This window comes from Leifsonia sp. Root4 (assembly GCF_001425085.1).
In the GTDB taxonomy this organism is placed as follows: Bacteria; Actinomycetota; Actinomycetes; order Actinomycetales; family Microbacteriaceae; genus Microterricola.
In genome coordinates this window covers 117145-133909 of record NZ_LMDN01000005.1, presented here as the reverse complement: position 1 = coordinate 133909, position 16765 = coordinate 117145, and the positions used below count along the sequence as shown (strand labels likewise).

At 68.7% G+C, this 16765-nt stretch carries 15 protein-coding genes; 4 read left to right on the top strand and 11 right to left on the bottom strand.

Translation table 11 applies throughout. From position 1 onward, the window contains the following. Positions 1-98: 98 nt before the first annotated feature. The 7 genes from ASC66_RS16405 to ASC66_RS16375 all read right to left on the bottom strand — a co-directional run bounded on the left by ASC66_RS16405 (position 99) and on the right by ASC66_RS16375 (position 7528). The gene (locus tag ASC66_RS16405) at positions 99-1349 is read right to left on the bottom strand and encodes a PrsW family intramembrane metalloprotease (RefSeq protein ID WP_082492440.1); all 1251 of its coding nucleotides are present in this window, start codon (positions 1347-1349) and stop codon (positions 99-101) included. A gap of 100 nt (positions 1350-1449) precedes the next feature. Next, the gene (gene gdhA / locus ASC66_RS16400; protein ID WP_055842123.1) at positions 1450-2814 is read right to left on the bottom strand and encodes an NADP-specific glutamate dehydrogenase; all 1365 of its coding nucleotides are present in this window, start codon (positions 2812-2814) and stop codon (positions 1450-1452) included. A 58-nt stretch (positions 2815-2872) separates the two neighbouring features. After that, the gene (locus ASC66_RS16395) at positions 2873-3976 is read right to left on the bottom strand and encodes a YihY/virulence factor BrkB family protein (RefSeq protein WP_055842120.1); all 1104 of its coding nucleotides are present in this window, start codon (positions 3974-3976) and stop codon (positions 2873-2875) included. A gap of 63 nt (positions 3977-4039) precedes the next feature. Then, positions 4040-5200: a flavodoxin-dependent (E)-4-hydroxy-3-methylbut-2-enyl-diphosphate synthase gene (ispG, locus tag ASC66_RS16390; RefSeq protein WP_200944844.1), complete on the bottom strand. Its 1161-nt coding sequence runs from the start codon at positions 5198-5200 to the stop codon at positions 4040-4042. A gap of 71 nt (positions 5201-5271) precedes the next feature. Next, the gene (locus ASC66_RS16385; RefSeq protein ID WP_055842114.1) at positions 5272-6012 is read right to left on the bottom strand and encodes a hypothetical protein; all 741 of its coding nucleotides are present in this window, start codon (positions 6010-6012) and stop codon (positions 5272-5274) included. Between the two features lie 84 nt (positions 6013-6096). Continuing rightward, positions 6097-6738, bottom strand: a complete 642-nt coding sequence (locus tag ASC66_RS16380) for a CoA transferase subunit B (protein WP_200944843.1) — start codon at positions 6736-6738, stop codon at positions 6097-6099. A gap of 1 nt (position 6739) precedes the next feature. Further along, a complete protein-coding gene (locus tag ASC66_RS16375) occupies positions 6740-7528 on the bottom strand; it encodes a CoA transferase subunit A (protein WP_055842111.1) in 789 nt (262 codons plus the stop codon). 142 nt (positions 7529-7670) lie between these two features. On the opposite strand from ASC66_RS16375, the gene ASC66_RS16370 reads away from it, so the two are divergent. Continuing rightward, on the top strand, positions 7671-8879 hold the full coding sequence (locus ASC66_RS16370) for an acetyl-CoA C-acetyltransferase (protein ID WP_055842109.1): 1209 nt from the start codon (positions 7671-7673) through the stop codon (positions 8877-8879). A gap of 226 nt (positions 8880-9105) precedes the next feature. On the opposite strand, the gene ASC66_RS16365 is transcribed toward ASC66_RS16370, so the two are convergent. Then, the gene (locus ASC66_RS16365) at positions 9106-9489 is read right to left on the bottom strand and encodes a sec-independent translocase (protein ID WP_055842105.1); all 384 of its coding nucleotides are present in this window, start codon (positions 9487-9489) and stop codon (positions 9106-9108) included. An 87-nt stretch (positions 9490-9576) separates the two neighbouring features. Between ASC66_RS16365 and ASC66_RS16360 the strand changes: the two genes are divergently transcribed. Beyond that, the gene (locus ASC66_RS16360) at positions 9577-10209 is read left to right on the top strand and encodes an O-methyltransferase (protein WP_055842102.1); all 633 of its coding nucleotides are present in this window, start codon (positions 9577-9579) and stop codon (positions 10207-10209) included. Positions 10210-10288: 79 nt separating this feature from the next. Here the strand turns inward: ASC66_RS16360 and ASC66_RS17915 are convergent, their stop codons facing one another. The 3 genes from ASC66_RS17915 to dapE all read right to left on the bottom strand — a co-directional run bounded on the left by ASC66_RS17915 (position 10289) and on the right by dapE (position 12918). Continuing rightward, entirely contained in the window at positions 10289-10462 is a 174-nt protein-coding gene (locus ASC66_RS17915; RefSeq protein WP_082492438.1) for a DUF3117 domain-containing protein, read from the bottom strand. A 102-nt stretch (positions 10463-10564) separates the two neighbouring features. After that, positions 10565-11821, bottom strand: coding sequence for a hypothetical protein (locus tag ASC66_RS16355; RefSeq protein WP_235496979.1), 1257 nt, complete (start codon positions 11819-11821; stop codon positions 10565-10567). Beyond that, the gene (gene dapE / locus ASC66_RS16350; protein ID WP_055842100.1) at positions 11803-12918 is read right to left on the bottom strand and encodes a succinyl-diaminopimelate desuccinylase; all 1116 of its coding nucleotides are present in this window, start codon (positions 12916-12918) and stop codon (positions 11803-11805) included. The genes ASC66_RS16355 and dapE overlap by 19 nt, the downstream gene beginning before the upstream one ends. Before the next feature lie 81 nt (positions 12919-12999). Here dapE and dapD point away from each other — a divergent pair, with 81 nt between their 5' ends. Both dapD and ASC66_RS16340 read left to right on the top strand, forming a co-directional pair. After that, the gene (dapD, locus tag ASC66_RS16345; RefSeq protein WP_055842097.1) at positions 13000-13989 is read left to right on the top strand and encodes a 2,3,4,5-tetrahydropyridine-2,6-dicarboxylate N-succinyltransferase; all 990 of its coding nucleotides are present in this window, start codon (positions 13000-13002) and stop codon (positions 13987-13989) included. Positions 13990-14123: 134 nt separating this feature from the next. Then, on the top strand, positions 14124-16694 hold the full coding sequence (locus tag ASC66_RS16340) for a penicillin acylase family protein (protein WP_055842094.1): 2571 nt from the start codon (positions 14124-14126) through the stop codon (positions 16692-16694). The last annotated feature ends 71 nt before the right edge of the window (positions 16695-16765 follow it).

Sequence of the window (16765 nt, the reverse complement as noted above, 5' to 3'; positions counted from 1 at the left end):
ACTCTTGCGCTCGACACAGCGGGGAGAGAAGATGAGAACAGATCAACTTATCGCCCGGGCGAGTAGCAGGCATTGCCGCACCACCGGGCGATAGGTCTTTAAAAGGCCGGCCCAGTGGGGGCAAGCAGCGCCGCGCGATCGCGGGTGATCGCGTCGAGCAGCGCACGCTCCTCGCCGATCACCTCGAGGCCCCCGCGGCCCGAGAGGATGCGCTGACGCACGAGCGCCAGCCGCGTGGCATCCGCGGTGAACTGCTTCATGGCCGCGCCCTTCTCCCCCGGCAGCGCGCGAGCCCAGCGCCTGGCGGCCCGACGCCCCTGCGCGGTGGCGAGCATGTGCACCTCGCCCTCGGCGAACCAGCCGGCATCCGCATACTCCTGCAGGCGCACCCGGGTGGCGCGCTGCTCTGCACGCCGCAGCAACACGACGAGCACGATGGCGAAGGCGAAGAGCGGCACCTGGACGAGGAAGTAGTAGCCGAAGAAGTCGGTGACGACCAGCAGCGAGCCGTTCCAGAGCGCGTGCAGTCCGATCGCGAAGACGAGCCCGAGTGCGACGTAGCCGAGGATGCTTGCGCCGCGGGTGCGTGTGACGCCGAAGCCGATCGCGATGCCCGTGCACGCCGTGAACATGACGTGGGCGAACGGCGAGAAGAGCCCGCGCATCACGAAGGTCGCTCCGAGGTCGACCGTGCCGCCCTCGATGAGGGCCTCTCCGAAGTAGAGGATGTTCTCGGTGAACGCGAAGCCGGCCGCGACGACCGCGGCGTAGACGAGGCCATCCACCGGTCCGTCGAAACTCTTCCGGGCAATCCAGACGAGCAGCAACACACCGAGTCCCTTGGCGATCTCCTCGACGACGGGAGCCTGCACGGCGACCGAGAGTGCCTCACTCGCCTCGCTCGTTCCGCCGCCGCCGATGGCGAGCGTGATCTGCACGAAGAGGTCGACGAGCAGCGCGATGGCGACCGCGACTCCGGCACCCCAGAGCAGCGCGAACGCGAGGGCGAAGCGCGGCTCCGGCTCCCAGCGGTCGATCCAGCGCACCGCGAAGAGCACTCCGAGCAGCGGGAGCAGCGCGACGAGCGCGCTGACCACGACGGCGCCGGCGCCGAATGAGGCCGTGAAGTAGCCGATCACGAGCAACAGCAATGCCGCGCCGATCACGATGCCGATGATCCCGAAGACGAAACCGGTTCCGGAGCCGCGGGCCGCCGGTGCCCCCGACCACACCGCATGCGTCGCGGCGGTCTGCGCAGCAGGCGGGCGCTGCACGGCCGCGTGCCGGGGATGGTGCGTGGCCGGGTCCGGCTGCAGGGAGAGCTGGGGATCGGGCTGGGGTGAACTCACTGGCTCAGGCTAGTGCACGCCCGCTCCGCGCCCCCGACAGACGAGGACGGGCCGGCTCGCGAGGTGCGAGCCGGCCCGGCCGGGTTGAAGCTGGTGCGATCTAGACGACGCCGAGCGCGAGCATGGCGTCGGCCACGCGGGAAAAGCCTGCGATGTTCGCACCGAGCACGTAGTTGCCCGGCTCGCCGTACTCGTCGGCGGTCTCGGCGCAACGCTCGTGGATTCCGCGCATGATCACCGCGAGGCGCTCCTCGGTGTGCTCGAAGCTCCAGGAGTCGCGGCTCGCGTTCTGCTGCATCTCCAGGGCCGAGGTGGCGACGCCACCGGCGTTGGCAGCCTTGCCCGGGGCGAAGAGCACACCGGCCTCGGCGAAGACGCGCACGGCGCCGGGGGTGCATGGCATGTTGGCACCCTCGGCAACGGCGCTCACGCCGCTGGCGACGAGCACGGCGGCCGCAGCCTCGTCGAGCTCGTTCTGGGTGGCGCACGGCAGTGCGACGTCGATGCGGGTCTCGGCTGCAATCGACCAGATGGAGCCGTTCGGGCGGTACTCGGATGCCGATCCGCGCAGTTCCGCGTAGTCGCTCAGTCGGCCGCGCTTGACCTCCTTGACCTCCCGCAGCAGCTCAAGGTCGACGCCCTCGTGGTCGTAGACGACGCCGGTCGAGTCGGAGCAGGCCACGACGAGGCCGCCGAGCTGGTGCACCTTCTCGATCGCGTAGAGCGCGACGTTGCCCGATCCTGACACGAGCACGCGGGCGCCCTCGAAGGTCTTGCCGCGGGTGGCGAGCATCTGCTCTGCGAAGAACACGGTGCCGTAGCCGGTGGCCTCGGTGCGCACGAGCGATCCGCCCCAGCCGATGCCCTTGCCGGTGAGCACGCCGGACTCGTACCGGTTGGTGATGCGCTTGTACTGGCCGAAGAGGTAGCCGATCTCGCGGCCGCCGACGCCGATGTCACCGGCGGGCACGTCGGTGTACTCGCCGATGTGGCGGTAGAGCTCGGTCATGAAGCTCTGGCAGAAGCGCATGATCTCGGCATCCGAACGACCCTTGGGGTCGAAGTCGCTGCCGCCCTTGCCGCCACCGATCGGCATGCCGGTGAGGGCGTTCTTGAAGATCTGCTCGAAGCCGAGGAACTTGACGGTGCCGAGGGTGACCGTCGGGTGGAAACGCAGGCCACCCTTGTACGGGCCGAGAGCCGAGTTGAACTCGACGCGGAAACCGCGGTTGATGTGCACGCGGCCGGCGTCATCCGTCCACGGCACCCGGAAGATGATCTGACGTTCCGGCTCGCAGATGCGCTCCAGCACGGAACCCTCTGCATAGTGCGGGTGGCGCTCGATCACGCGACCCAGGGACTCGAAGACCTCGCGTGCCGCCTGGTGGAACTCCGGCTCACCGGCGTTGCGGCGCAGAACCTGATCAAAGATCGGCTGGATTTTCGGGTCAAGGGTGGTCGTCATCGAAGAGTCACTTTCGTAAGAGGCACGAAGATTGAGCGTATCCCGAGTTGGAATCGCATTACACCGAGCGCCCGGGGTCGCCGGGCTGGCCAGCACCGTCAGTGCTGGGGTGTTCAGGGGTGAGAGCGGCCGCGATGGTCGTTGCGGAGGCCAATTCCTGCTGGGCTTTCTGCACGCGCGCTTGTGCGCGGAGTACCCGGCGCTCGGCCAGTGAGCGCATAGACACGCTAGCAGTGATTGCACTCCTGGCATCATCGACGCCCGTCGCGACCCAGGCCGCGACGATGAGGATCAATTGGCTGATCAGGTTGAACCAGATCAACACACCGATGAGCGCCGTGAACGAGGCGAGCAGCGGATTATTGGCCGCTCCGCCGAGCAACGTCCCGCCGAGCAGCTGCAGCGCGGTCATCGCGCCGCCGCCGAGGAGCGCACCGCGCCAGAGGATGCCGGCCCGGATCCGGATGCCGGCAACGACACGGAACAGCACGACGAGGGTCAGGGTGTCGATGACAAAGATGATCAGCACGCCGAGCGATTGACTGAGCAGCCCGAACGCGGCGGAGTCCGTCGACGCGCCGACGCTCTCGGCGAGCAGGCCGAGGGCTGAGGTGCTGAAGACGCTGACGACCGCGGCAATCACGAGTCCGATGCCGAGCGCCAGGGCAAGCCCCAGATCCTTGAGTTGGAGCAGCAGGAAGAACGTCGAGTCCCCCGGCAGCCGGAAGATCTGCCGCACGGCACCGCGGGTCGAGCCGATCCACCCGATGGCGGTGAAGACGAGTCCGATGAGCGCGATCAGCCCGGAGATTCCGAGCGTCAACGGTTGCACGATGTCATCCGGATCGACCAGGGCGTCATCGGAGCCGTCGGTGCTGAGCAGCCCGGGGATGAAGCCGTTGATCAGATCGATCAGCGCGTCCCACACCGCGGGGTTCGCTGCGAGCCAGAGCCCGGCGAGCGTGAAGCCGAGGTAGACGCCGGCGAAGACCGCGAAGAGCGCCTGGTACGACATCCCGGCGGCGAGCAGCGGCGCGTTGGACTCCGCGTAACGGGTGAAGGCCCGCACCGGCTTGAGCTCCATCACAAGCGCGAGCGCCGTGTTCCACCAGCGCAGCGGCGTGTCGAACCAACGCGCCGGCTTCGACTCGTTCTCCGTCATGGCGTCAGCGTACCCGGCAACGCCGAGCGGCGGCGCCGGTTGGCGGGCGGATACCGCGCTGCCTCAGTTGGCGCCGACGGTGACGGTCGGGGCTCCGGTCGAGGTGTCGCTCGCCGGCATTTCGGCGGCGAGGCGGTTGGCCTCCTCGATCAGGGTGGCAACGATCTCGGACTCCGGGACGGTCTTGATGACCTCACCCTTGACGAAGATCTGGCCCTTGCCGTTGCCGGACGCAACGCCGAGGTCGGCCTCGCGGGCCTCACCCGGTCCGTTCACGACGCAGCCCATCACGGCGACGCGCAGCGGAACCGTCATGCCCTCGAGACCGTCGGTGACGTCGTTCGCGAGCTTGTAGACGTCGACCTGGGCCCGGCCACAGCTCGGGCAGGAGACGATCTCGAGCTTGCGCTCGCGCAGGTTGAGCGACTGCAGGATCTGCAGGCCGACCTTGATCTCCTCGACAGGCGGCGCGGAGAGCGAGACGCGGATGGTGTCGCCGATGCCCTCGGAGAGCAGGATGCCGAAGGCCGTCGCGCTCTTGATGGTGCCCTGGAACGACGGGCCGGCCTCGGTCACACCGAGGTGCAGCGGCCAGTCGCCGCGTTCGGCGAGAAGGCGGTACGCCTTGACCATGACGATCGGGTCGTTGTGCTTGACCGAGATCTTGAAGTCGTGGAAGTCGTGCTCCTCGAAGAGGCTGGCCTCCCAGACGGCGCTCTCCACGAGCGCCTCCGCCGTCGGCTTGCCGTACTTCTGCAGCAGGCTCGGCTCGAGTGACCCGGCGTTGACGCCGATGCGGAGCGAGACGCCTGCCGCCTTCGCGGCCGCGGCGATCTTGCCGACCTGGTCGTCGAACTTGCGGATGTTGCCCGGATTCACACGCACGGCGGCGCAGCCGGCGTCGATCGCGGCGTAGACGTAGTTCGGCTGGAAGTGGATGTCGGCGATCACCGGGATCTGGCTCTTCTTGGCGATGATCGGCAGCGCCTCTGCGTCATCACGGCTCGGCACCGCGACGCGCACGATGTCGCATCCGGATGCCGTCAGCTCGGCGATCTGTTGCAGGGTCGCGTTGATGTTCGGCGTCGGTGTCGTCGTCATCGACTGCACGCTCACCTGAGCGTCACCGCCGACGAGGACCTTGCCGACCTTGATCTGACGAGACTTACGCCTCGGAGCGAGAACCTCGGGGACCTTGGGCATTCCCAAATTTATTGCAGCCACCAGCCCAGCTTACGCGTGATGACTCGGAGCAAGCTGAGCCGCACCGTGCGCGCTGCTCGCGCGCAGGCAGATCATGCGCAGCCCTCCTCATAGACGGGCACGGGAGCACGTACCTCTCCGACGGTCGCTCCGTCGTCCGTGGGCCGGAAGTCGACGGAGACCTTCTGCACGTATGTATTGCCGTCCGCGTCGGTCTCTTGGTACTCGACATAGTCGAGGTACGGACCGGAACACCCTGAGGGATTCGTCTGGAGCTCGGGCGTGGCGCTGAGTTCTGACCACGAACTTCCGGCGCTGATCTGCTCGAGCGTCGTCAGGGTGATCCCGGCCGATTCTGCACCGGTGAAGCGGGTGCGAAAGCTCGGCATGTAGAAGGTTCGCGGTTCACCGAGGCCCTCCCAGTTGTCGACGTAGCGCGCCTCCCAGAGCTCGAACGCACCCCAGCGGTGCGCGGTGCTCGGCGCGTCATGGCTGCCGCCTGGATAATCGGTGTCGATCGGCGGCTCACCGAGCACCGCGGTCAGCACACCGAGCGCCTCCGTGACGTCGGATCGGTAATCGAAGGCCTGAACCACGGCGCCGCTTTCGTCCTGCAGCTCAAGCGCCTCCGGCCGAGCAACCAGCGCGGTCACCGTCGACAACGGATCGGCACTCGGTGCGGTCTCCGACGGGGAGGGTGAGGGAACCGGAACGGCGTCCGACGACGTCGGTGCCTGTGTCGCTCCCGGCTGGGACGCGGTGCACCCCGTGATCAGTCCGGCGATGATGAACGACCCGAGCAGAAGCTGCCCGACTCTCTGACGTCGCGACATCCAATCCCCCCTCGCTCAGCGTGCCGAGACGCCCGCTCCCCGCAGCCTACGGCGTCTCGGCCCGCTCCCCGCTGAGCGTGATGGTCACGAGTCGATAGCGACAATGAGCGGCGGCTCGGTGGCAGCGATCACCTCGTCGACGCTGACGCCCGGCGCCGTCTCCACGAGCACGAGCCCCTCCGGCGTCACATCGATCACGGCGAGGTCGGTGATGATGCGGTTCACGACGCCGCGACCGGTCAGCGGCAGCGAGCACTCGTTCACGATCTTGGCCGAGCCGTCGCGGGCGACGTGCTCCATCAGCACGATCACTCGTTCGGCCCCGTGCACGAGGTCCATCGCGCCGCCAGGGCCCTTGACCATCTTGCCCGGGATCATCCAGTTGGCGAGGTCGCCGGATGCGGACACCTGCATGGCGCCGAGGATGGCGGCCTGGATCTTGCCGCCGCGGATCATGCCGAAGCTCGTCGCCGAGTCGAAGAACGCGCTGCCCGGCAGCAGGGTCACCGTCTCCTTGCCCGCGTTGATCAGATCGGGGTCGACCTGATCCTCCGTCGGGTACGGGCCGACACCGAGGATGCCGTTCTCGCTCTGCAGCACGACCGTGACGCCATCGGGCACGTAGTTGGGCACGAGCGTCGGCAGGCCGATGCCGAGGTTCACGTAGGAGCCGTCGACGAGCTCTGCCGCGGCGCGCGCCGCCATCTGTTCTCTGCTGAGCGCCATCTCAGTTCCCCCCTGCGTTCTCGGAGGCGCGCACGGTGCGCCGCTCGATACGTTTCGGCATCGCGGTTCCGACCTCGACGACGCGGTGCACGTAGACGCCGGGAAGGTGCACGGCATCCGGATCGATCGCCCCCGGCTCGACGAGTTCTTCGACCTCGGCGATGCAGATACGGCCGGCCATCGCAGCGAGAGGCGAGAAGTTGCGGGCCGACTTATTGAAGACGAGGTTGCCGTGCCGGTCGCCACGGAGCGCGTGCACGATCGCGAAGTCGGTGCTGATCGCCGGCTCGAGCACGAACTCCTTGAGCACGCCGTGCACCTCGAACTGTTGGGTCTGCTTGGCCGGTGAGGCCTGGGCGATCGTGCCGTCGGGGTTGTAGCGCTGCGGGAGCCCGCCCTCCGCCACCTGGGTTCCCACGCCGGTCTGCGTGAAGAACCCGGCGATGCCACTGCCGCCGGCACGCAGCTTCTCGGCGAGGGAGCCTTGCGGCGTCAGCTCGAGTTCAAGCTCGCCGCTCAGGTAGCGCCGCTCGAACTCCTTGTTCTCGCCGACGTAGGAGGAGGTCATCTTGCGGATGCGGCCGGCGGCGAGCAGCAGCCCGAGCCCCCAGTCATCGACACCGCAGTTGTTGCTGACGACGGACAGATCATTCGCGCCCGCGTCGAGCAGGGCCGTGATCAACACCATCGGGTTGCCGCAGAGACCGAACCCGCCGACCGCGATCGATGCGCCATCCGGAATGTCTGCAATGGCGGCGGCGGCGGAGCCGATGACTTTGTCGATGGTCACAGGGAAACCGTCCTCTCGCGGGGCGACGCCGCCCCAGCCCTCTGTCTGAAAAGTACGATGGAGTGCAGAGAGTGTCAAGGATTCCGGCCGAGTTGCGCGCGCTGAGCGCCGCCGTGGATCCCGGCCAGACGAAGGAGTCATCATGAGCAACAGCACGCAGGCCGCATCCGGCACCGTCGAGGTCGTCATCCTGGCGGGGGCCCGCACCCCGCAGGGGCGCATCAACGGTCAGCTCGCGAGCCTCAGTGCGGTGCAGCTCGGCACGCACGCGATCCGCGGCGCCCTGCAGCGGGCCGGGGTCGACGCCTCGGCGGTGCAGGCCGTGATCATGGGCCAGGTGCTGCAGGCGGGTGCCGGCCAGAACCCGGCCAGGCAGAGTGCGATCGCGGCCGGTGTCCCGTGGTCGGTGAACGCGATCACCCTGAACAAGGTGTGCCTCTCCGGCCTCGCGGCCGTGGTCGACGCCGCCCGCTTGATCCGGCTGGGCGAGGCGGATGTCGTCGTCGCCGGTGGTCAGGAGTCGATGACGAACGCGCCGCACCTGCTGCCAGGCTCCCGCCGCGGCTGGCCGTACGGCAGCGTCGAGATGCTCGACCACGCCGCCCACGACGGTCTGACCGATGCATTCGACGGGCTCTCGATGGGACTCTCCACCGAGCGCTCGATCGCCGTGCTCGGCCTCGAACGCGTCGAGCAGGACGAGTTCGCGGCGTCCTCCCATCGGCGCGCCGGGGCTGCCGCGGAATCCGGCCTCTTCGCAGACGAGATCGTTCCCGTCGAGATCCCGCAGCGCCGGGGCGAGCCCGTAGTGGTGACCGGGGACGAGGGCGTGCGCCCCAGCAGCACCGCCGAGACGCTCGGGGCGCTCCGCCCGGCGTTCGACGTCGACGGCTCGATCACGGCGGGTAACTCCTCCCCGCTGAGCGATGGCGCCAGCGCGCTCGTGCTGGCCAGCAGGGCGTGGGCCGAGGCGAACGGTCACGCCTGGCTCGCCGTCGTCGAGTCCAGTGGCCACGTCGCCGGGCCGGACAACTCCTTGCACTCGCAGCCGTCCAACGCCATCACCGCAGCGCTCGGCCGACAGGGGTGGGATGCCGCATCGCTCGACCTCATCGAGATCAACGAGGCCTTCGCCGCGGTCGGCATCCAGTCGACCCGCGATCTGGGCGTCGACGCCGCAATCGTGAACATCCACGGCGGGGCGATCGCACTCGGCCACCCGATCGGCGCATCCGGTGCGCGCTTGGCGCTGCACGCCGCGCTGGAGCTCTCGCGACGCGGTTCCGGCCGCGCCGCGGTCGCGCTCTGCGGCGGCGGCGGACAGGGAGACGCCCTCCTCCTCAGCCGCTGACGGATCGGCCGGCGTTTTCGGATGTGTCAGGGCTTCGGGGGCGGCCTCGTTCCTCGGCTGCTCCCTCGAGCCCGCGGGAGAATACGCGGGCGCCTCGAGCCGGCGTGAGAGGCGCACTGCCCACGCCGGCTTGAGCGAGCGGCGCCGCGACGAAGGAGCAGCGACGCACGCGAAGCCCTGAGCCCTCGCCGGAAACGAAGCGCGGCTGCGGCTGCGGTATGAGCGTCTAGGTGGCTTCGGAGTCGAACGGGGCGGGCTCGCCGACACCGAGCGGAGTCGGACGGCTGAGCGTCACCGAGGGCTTCGCCGCCCGCGTCAGGGTCGGCGCGGCAGCGGCAGCTGCCACGGCATCCGGGGTGTCATCTGTCAGCGCCTCACGGATGATCCGCCGCGGGTCGTACTGGCGGGGGTCGAGCTTCTTCCAGTCGACATCGTCGAATTCCGGGCCCATCTCATCGCGCATGCGATCCTTGGCGCCATTGGCCATGTCGCGCAGCGAGCGCACGAGGCGTCCCAGCTGCGCCGCGTAGTGGGGCAGCCGCTCCGGACCGAGCAGAAAGACGGCGAGGACGCCGATAATCAGCACCTTTTCCATCGTCAGCCCGAACATGTCTTCAGAATAACCTGCGGCGAGGCTCCCCCCCGCAACGAGGCAACGCCCGTACTCTGTAATTCACACATCACCGGGAGCTACAACGTGTCTGACAATGACCTGAACTGGAAGTACGCCGACGACGTCGTCACCGAATCCGATGCCCTGAGCAAGGCCAGACAGCAGTCGTTGGAGCTCGGCATCGACCCGATCTCCCCGGCAACCGGAGCCCAGATCGCCGTCATCGCCGCAGCCACCGGGGCCAACAACATCGTCGAGATCGGCACAGGCGTCGGTGTCTCCGGCATGTGGTTGTTCGCCGGCGCCCCCGGTGCGACGCTCACCTCGATCGACACAGAGCTTGACCACCAGCTGCACGCCAAGGCGAACTTCGCCGAGGCCGGCATCCCGGCCAACCGCGTGCGTCTCATCCCGGGCCGCGCCCTCGATGTGCTGCCGCGTATGAACGAGAACAGTTATGACATCGTGCTGATCGATGCGGATGCCGCCAGCGTGATCGAGTACGTCGAACACGGTCTGCGTCTCGCCCGCCCGGGTGGCACCGTGCTCGTACCGCACGCGCTCTGGCGCGGCCGCGTGGCCGATCCCGTCAAGCGTGACGACATCGCGACGGGCTTCCGCACGCTGATCACCGAGATCGCGGCATCCGGTGCCGTCGTCAGCGCCCTCTCCCCCGCCGGAGACGGCCTGCTGCAGCTCACCAAGCGCGGCGTCTGACCCGCGAACCAGACACACAAAAGCCCTGCGGCTGCCGATGGCAGCCGCAGGGCTTTTTACGCGAAACGCTCCGTGGCGACTATGCCGGAGCGACGACGTTCGCAAGAGCGTCGTGAAGTTCCTTCGCTTCGGCGTCGTTCACCGAAACAACCAGGCGACCCCCGCCTTCGAGCGGAACGCGCACAATGATGAGGCGCCCCTCTTTGACTGCTTCCATAGGACCGTCTCCGGTCCGTGGCTTCATGGCTGCCATGGCTTCCCCTTTCGTGGCAAGACTGTGTTCATTATCTCGTATCGCGACGACAGAGAAAAATCAGGGTCGTCATGAAGCCGAGCAGACGGCGCTCCCTGTCGGTCACGGCGGCGTCCAGTCCCGCCCATCGACGCCCCAGCCGATGAGCAGCCAGCCCCATTGCAGCACGACGCCGACGATCAGCAGCGACGCCCGATAGACACGTGAGCGCGGCACAGCCAGGGCTCCGAGCAGGGGAAACAGCGGCATCAGCAGACGGAAGGTGCTCGACTGCGGGAAGAACACGGCCAGCAGGTAGAGCGCGTAGCTGGCGATCCAGAGTCGCAGGTCGACGCCGAGCCGCCTGACCGCCGGCGTGAACATCAGCGCGGTGAACCCGCCGACGAGCAGGATCACGACGAGCGGGCCGAGCCACGGCCCGTGCTCCGGTCCGATCCACCAGAGCGCGCTCTGGAACCACGGGGTGAACGGCAACAGCTCCTGATGCCCGATGTACGCGGAGCGCCAGGCCAGCTCGGTGTCGGTGTACGCCATCAGGTCACCGGTCGCCACAGCAGCGGCCAGCAACCAGGCGACGCCCATCACTGCGCTGAAGAGGGCGACGGATGCCGCCACGACGAGCTCGCGCACCGGAAACGGGTCCCGGCTGCGGGTGAACCAGCGGTGGAGCACGTGCAGCCCGAGCGCGAGCGCGAAGGCGAGGCCGCTCGGCCTGGTCACCGCCATCACGGCGATCACGGGGAACAGCAGCGCGTAGCGGCGCTCCATCAGGAGCAGCAGTGCCAGCGCGAGCAGGAAGAGGTAGAGCGACTCTGCGTAGGCGAATTGCATCAGCGGCGAGAGCGGGGCGAAGCAGAACAGGGCCACCGCGAAGAGTGCGCTGCCGGCATCCAGAACCCTGATCATGATGCGGTAGAACAGCAGCGCGGTGCCGAGGGCAGCTGCCACCGAGATGAAGACGGCCGCGGGCGCCCACGGCAGCCCGCTGACGTTCATCAGCATCTTCACGAGCAGCGGGTAGACCGGCATGAAGGCCCAGGCGTTCTCGCCGATGTGGCCTTCCGCATCGACCGGAAGTTCGCTCGGGTAACCCCAACTGGCGATGATCTCGTACCAGCGGCCGTCCCACATCGAGGCGAAGCTGAAGTAATCGGGCGACGCACCCGTCCACGGGTTCGGGCCCTGCACACTGGCCAGAATCAGTACGAGGCTCGTCGTCACCAGCCGGGAGAGCACGAAGACGGCGACCACCCGCGCCCACCACGGAGTCAGCCGGTAGCGCACGCGCACGGCGGTCAGCGCTGCACGGACCGGCGAGCGCGGCCCTGCGGCGGTAGCCGCTAGTTGCCGCTGAGCCACGCGCGCAGCGCCCGCTCGCCGTCGATGATCTGGGCGGTGGCCACGCGCTCATCGTCGGCGTGGGCCTTCAGCGGGTTGCCCGGCCCGAAGTTGACCGCGGGGATGCCGAGTGCGCTGAACCGCGCGACGTCCGTCCAGCCGTACTTCGGTCGCGGCTCGGCACCGACGGCCGCGACGAAGTTGCGCGCGATCGTGGCATCGAGCCCCGGCCTGGCACCCTCGGCCGCGTCGACGACGAGGATCTCGTAGCCGGCGAAGAGTTCCTCCATGTGCGCGATCGCCTCGGCGACGCTGCTGCTCGGCGCGAAGCGGTAGTTGATGTGCACCATCGCCTCGTCGGGGATCACATTGCCGGCGACTCCCCCGCTGATCCCGATCGCGTTCAGGCCCTCGCGGTAGACGAGGCCCTCGACCTCGACCTCGCGCGGTGTGTATGCGGCCAGGAGTTCGAGCACGGCGCCGAGCTTGTGGATGGCGTTGTCGCCGACCCACGCCCGCGCGGAGTGGGCCCGCACCCCGCGGGTGCGCAGCTCGAAGCGCAGCGTGCCGTTGCAGCCGCCCTCGACCTGGCCGTTGCTCGGTTCGCCGAGGATGGCGAAATCGCCCTCGAAGAGGTCGGGACGGTCGGCGGCCAGCAGGCCGAGGCCGTTCAGCTCGGAGGAGACCTCCTCGTTGTCGTACCACATCCACGTCACGTCGACCCGGGGTGCACTGAGTTCGGCGGCGAGCTTGAGCTGCACCGCGACGCCGGCCTTCATGTCGACGGTGCCGCGCCCCCAGAGGTATTCGTGGCCGTCGATCGTCTCGAAACGGGTCGGCAGATTGCCGTTCACGGGCACCGTGTCGATGTGGCCGGCGATGATCACCCGCTGGGCGCGGCCCAGATCGGTGCGAGCAACGACGCAGTTGCCGTGGCGGATCACCTCGAGGTGCGCGGCGTCTGCGAGGGTCGCCTCGATCGCGTCGGCCAGCCGACGCTCGTTGCCGGAGACCGACTCGATGTCGCAGATCTCGCGCGTGATCTCAATCGCGCTGGCGCTGAGGGTGAGTCGCTCCGGAGTGTTCACGGCATCGGTGGGGGCGTCTGTGGCTGGCATGCCTCCCAGTTTAGGGTTCCGGATGCCGGCGGCTGCGGCATCCGCACCGTCATGTGCGCGGGGCGCCGCTACGCTGGAAGCATGCCTGCAACCACCCTCAGTGACTCCGCGCCCGCTCTCTCTGCAACGCACGCGTGGGGTGAAGGCCTCGCCACGATCGCGGCCGATGACACGGTACTCGACGCCTGGTTCCCGTCGCCGGCGCTGGGCGAGTTCCCGGCCGGACGCGACCGCTGGATCGCCCCGAGCGAGCTGGAGGCCCTGCTCGGCGCCGACGAGCGCCGCGCGGTGCGCGTGGACTTCGTGACCGTGGAGATCGAGCTGTCCGCGGCCCCGGCGAGCACCGCAGACGCCTACCTGCGCCTGCACCTGCTCTCCCACCTGCTGGTGCGCCCCAACACGATCAACCTCGACGGCATCTTCGGCCACCTGCCGAACGTCGCGTGGACCAACGCCGGCCCGATGTCGCCTGGCGACCTCACCCGCCTGCGCCCGCAGTTGCAGCGTGCAGGGATCCACGTCACCGGGCTCGACAAGTTCCCGCGACTGCTCGACTACGTCACGCCGGAGCGCGTGCGCGTCGCCGACGCCTCCCGGGTGCGCCTCGGCGCCCACCTCGCGCCGGGCACCACCGTGATGCACGAGGGCTTCGTCAACTTCAATGCCGGCACCCTCGGAGCCTCGATGGTGGAGGGCCGCATCTCGCAGGGCGTCGTCGTCGGCGACGGTTCCGACATCGGCGGCGGGGCATCGATCATGGGCACCCTCTCCGGCGGCGGCACGCAGCGCATCTCCATCGGTGAGCGCGCGCTGCTCGGAGCCAACTCGGGCATCGGCATCTCCATCGGCGACGATACCGTCGTCGAGGCCGGGCTGTATGTGACGGCCGGAACGAAGGTCGTCGTCATCGACCCGTCGGCGGCCCCCGGCTCGCCCGTGCGCACCGTCAAGGCCAGCGAGCTCTCCGGCGTGCCGAGCCTGCTGTTCCGCCGCAACTCCCTGAGCGGCGCCGTCGAGGTTCTCGCGCGCAACGGCAGCGGCATCCAGCTGAACGAGGCCCTGCACGCCTGATCGCGCCCCGCGGCCGTGTGCGGTAGCGCGCGCGGCCAGCGGTCGGCGCTCCCTGCATCCGCGCGGTCGCGCGTCGATTCTCCCCCGGCGATATAGGGTCGCTGTGACGAGGGAAGAGCGACGAGGGAGTTGCATTGGGAACGGACGCACCACGCACGACACGCCACAGGGGAATCCGTGTACTCATCGGCCTCCTGACCACACTCCTCGTGCTCGTGCTTGTGGCGGCCGGGGTCGGCGTGTGGACCGTGCAGCGCTCGTTCCCGACCACCAGCGGCGAGCTCGATGTCCCTGGGCTCGACGCGACGGTCACCGTCGCCAGAGACGACGCCGGCATCCCGCAGATCACGGCTGACAGCGCCCACGACCTCTTCTATGCCCAGGGCTTCGTGCACTCGCAGGACCGCTTCTGGGAGATGGACTTCCGGCGCCACGTCACGGCGGGGCGCCTGGCCGAGATGTTCGGCCCGTCGCAGGTGGCGACCGATTCCTTCATCCGCACCCTCGGCTGGCGCACGGTCGCCGAGGCCGAGGTGGCCATGCTCGACAGCGAGACGCTCGCCTACTACCAAGCCTACGCCGACGGCGTGAACGCCTACCTCGGCTCCCGCAGCGGTGCGGAGCTCTCGCTCGAGTACGCCGTGCTCGGGCTGCAGAATGCGCAGTACCAACCGGAGCTGTGGACGCCGGCCGACTCCGTCGCCTGGTTGAAGGCGATGGCGTGGGATCTGCGCAGCAACCTCGACGAGGAGATCGACAGGGCGTTGCTCTCGACGGCGCTGTCGCCGGAGGATGTGGCGCTGCTGCATCCGACATACCCGTACTCCGCGCACCCGACGATCGTCGGGGGGCCTGTTACGGCACCGGCGGGGCTCTCCGCCGAGCCGATCGCCACGGATCCCGATCCGGCCTTGGCCGCTCCCGCGACGGTCGAAGCGCTCAGCAGCCTGCAGGCGAGCCTCGCGGCTCTGCCGGAACTGCTCGGCCCGGCCGGTAACGAGATCGGCTCCAACTCCTGGGTGGCGGCGGGCACGCTGACCGACACCGGCGCCCCGATCCTCGCCAACGACCCGCATCTCGGTGCCGTCATGCCCTCGGTCTGGTACCAGATGGGCCTGCGCTGCAGCGAGGTGAGCCCGAGCTGCCCATTCGATGTGGCCGGTTACAGCTTCTCCGGGCTCCCCGGCATCGTCATCGGCCACAACACCTCGATCGCCTGGGGGCTGACCAACCTGGGCCCGGATGTCGCCGACCTCTACCTCGAGCGGGTGACCGACGACGGCTACGAGCTCGACGGCACCGTGCGTCCATTCACCGTGCGCACCGAGACGATCCGAGTCGCCGGCGCCGAACCTGTTGAGCTCGAGGTGCGCTCGACGGGCCGCGGCCCGATCGTGACCGACATCACGCCCGGATTCACGGAGATCGCGGACGAGTATCCGGAGGCCTCCGGGGAGCCGGCCGGCGACTACGCCCTCTCCCTGCAGTGGACGGCGCTGACTCCCGGCCACACGCCGTCATCGATCTTCGCCATCAACAAGGCCAGCAACTGGGACGAGTTCCGCGCGGGGGCACGCCTCTTCGAGGTGCCATCGCAGAACCTGATCTACGCCGACACCGCCGGCAACATCGGCTACCAGGCCCCCGGAATCGTGCCGATCCGACTGAGCGGCGACGGCACCGTGCCGGTGCCCGGCTGGAGCAGCGGGTACGGCTGGGCCGGGGCGATCCCCTTCGAGCAGCTGCCGAGTGTCGCCAACCCGGCGAGCGGCCTCATCGTCACCGCCAACAACGCCGCGGTGGGCCCGGACTACCCGAACCTCATCACCGTGGATTGGGATCTCGGCTACCGGGCCCAGCAGATCAACACGCGCCTCGCCGAGCTCGTGGCGGCCGGCGAGAAGCTCACCGTCGACGACATGGCCTCCGTGCAGGCCGACAACTTCAACGCCATCGCCGCGCAGCTGGCGCCCGTGCTCGCGGGGCTCACGGTCAGCGGGGATGCCGCGAAGGCGCAGCGTCTGCTCACGGACTGGGACTACTGGGATGACGCCGACTCTGCGGCATCCGCGTACTTCAACATGACGTGGCGCCATCTGCTCAGCGCGATGTTCGACGAGAAGCTGCCCGATGGCACGGAGCCGGTGGGCGGCGACCGCTGGTTCAGCGTCGTCGGCACACTGCTCGGCCAGCCGGACTCCCCCTGGTGGACGAACGAGGAACTCGGCATCTCCGGAATGGACGCGATGCTCAGCTACGCGGCGGAGCAGGCGTGGGAGGAGGGCGAGCAGAAGCTCGGCTCCGATCCGACGCGCTGGGAATGGGGTGAGCTGCACACGCTCACGCTGACGAACGCGAGCTTCGGCGAATCCGGCATCGCCCCGATCGAGTGGTTGTTCAACCGGGGACCGTACCCGGTCGCCGGCGGTTCCTCCGTCGTCAATGCCGTCGGCTGGGACGCCACGGCGGGCTACGCCGTCGACTGGGTGCCGTCGATGCGCCAGGTGATCAGCCTCGCCGACTTCGACGAGTCGACCTGGGTGAACCTCACCGGTGCATCCGGGCACGCATTCAACCCGCACTACGCCGACCAGACGCCGCTCTGGCAGCAGCACAAGACCCGCCAGTGGGCGTTCACCCCGGATGCCGTGCGCACGGCCTCACGCGACATCCTGCAGCTTCACCCGGCGCCGCTCGGCGGCTGAGGGAGCGCCAGCGACCGAAGCCCTGAGCGGGGCCGGGGGAACTCCCGCCCGTGCATGCGGGGCTCAGCGGG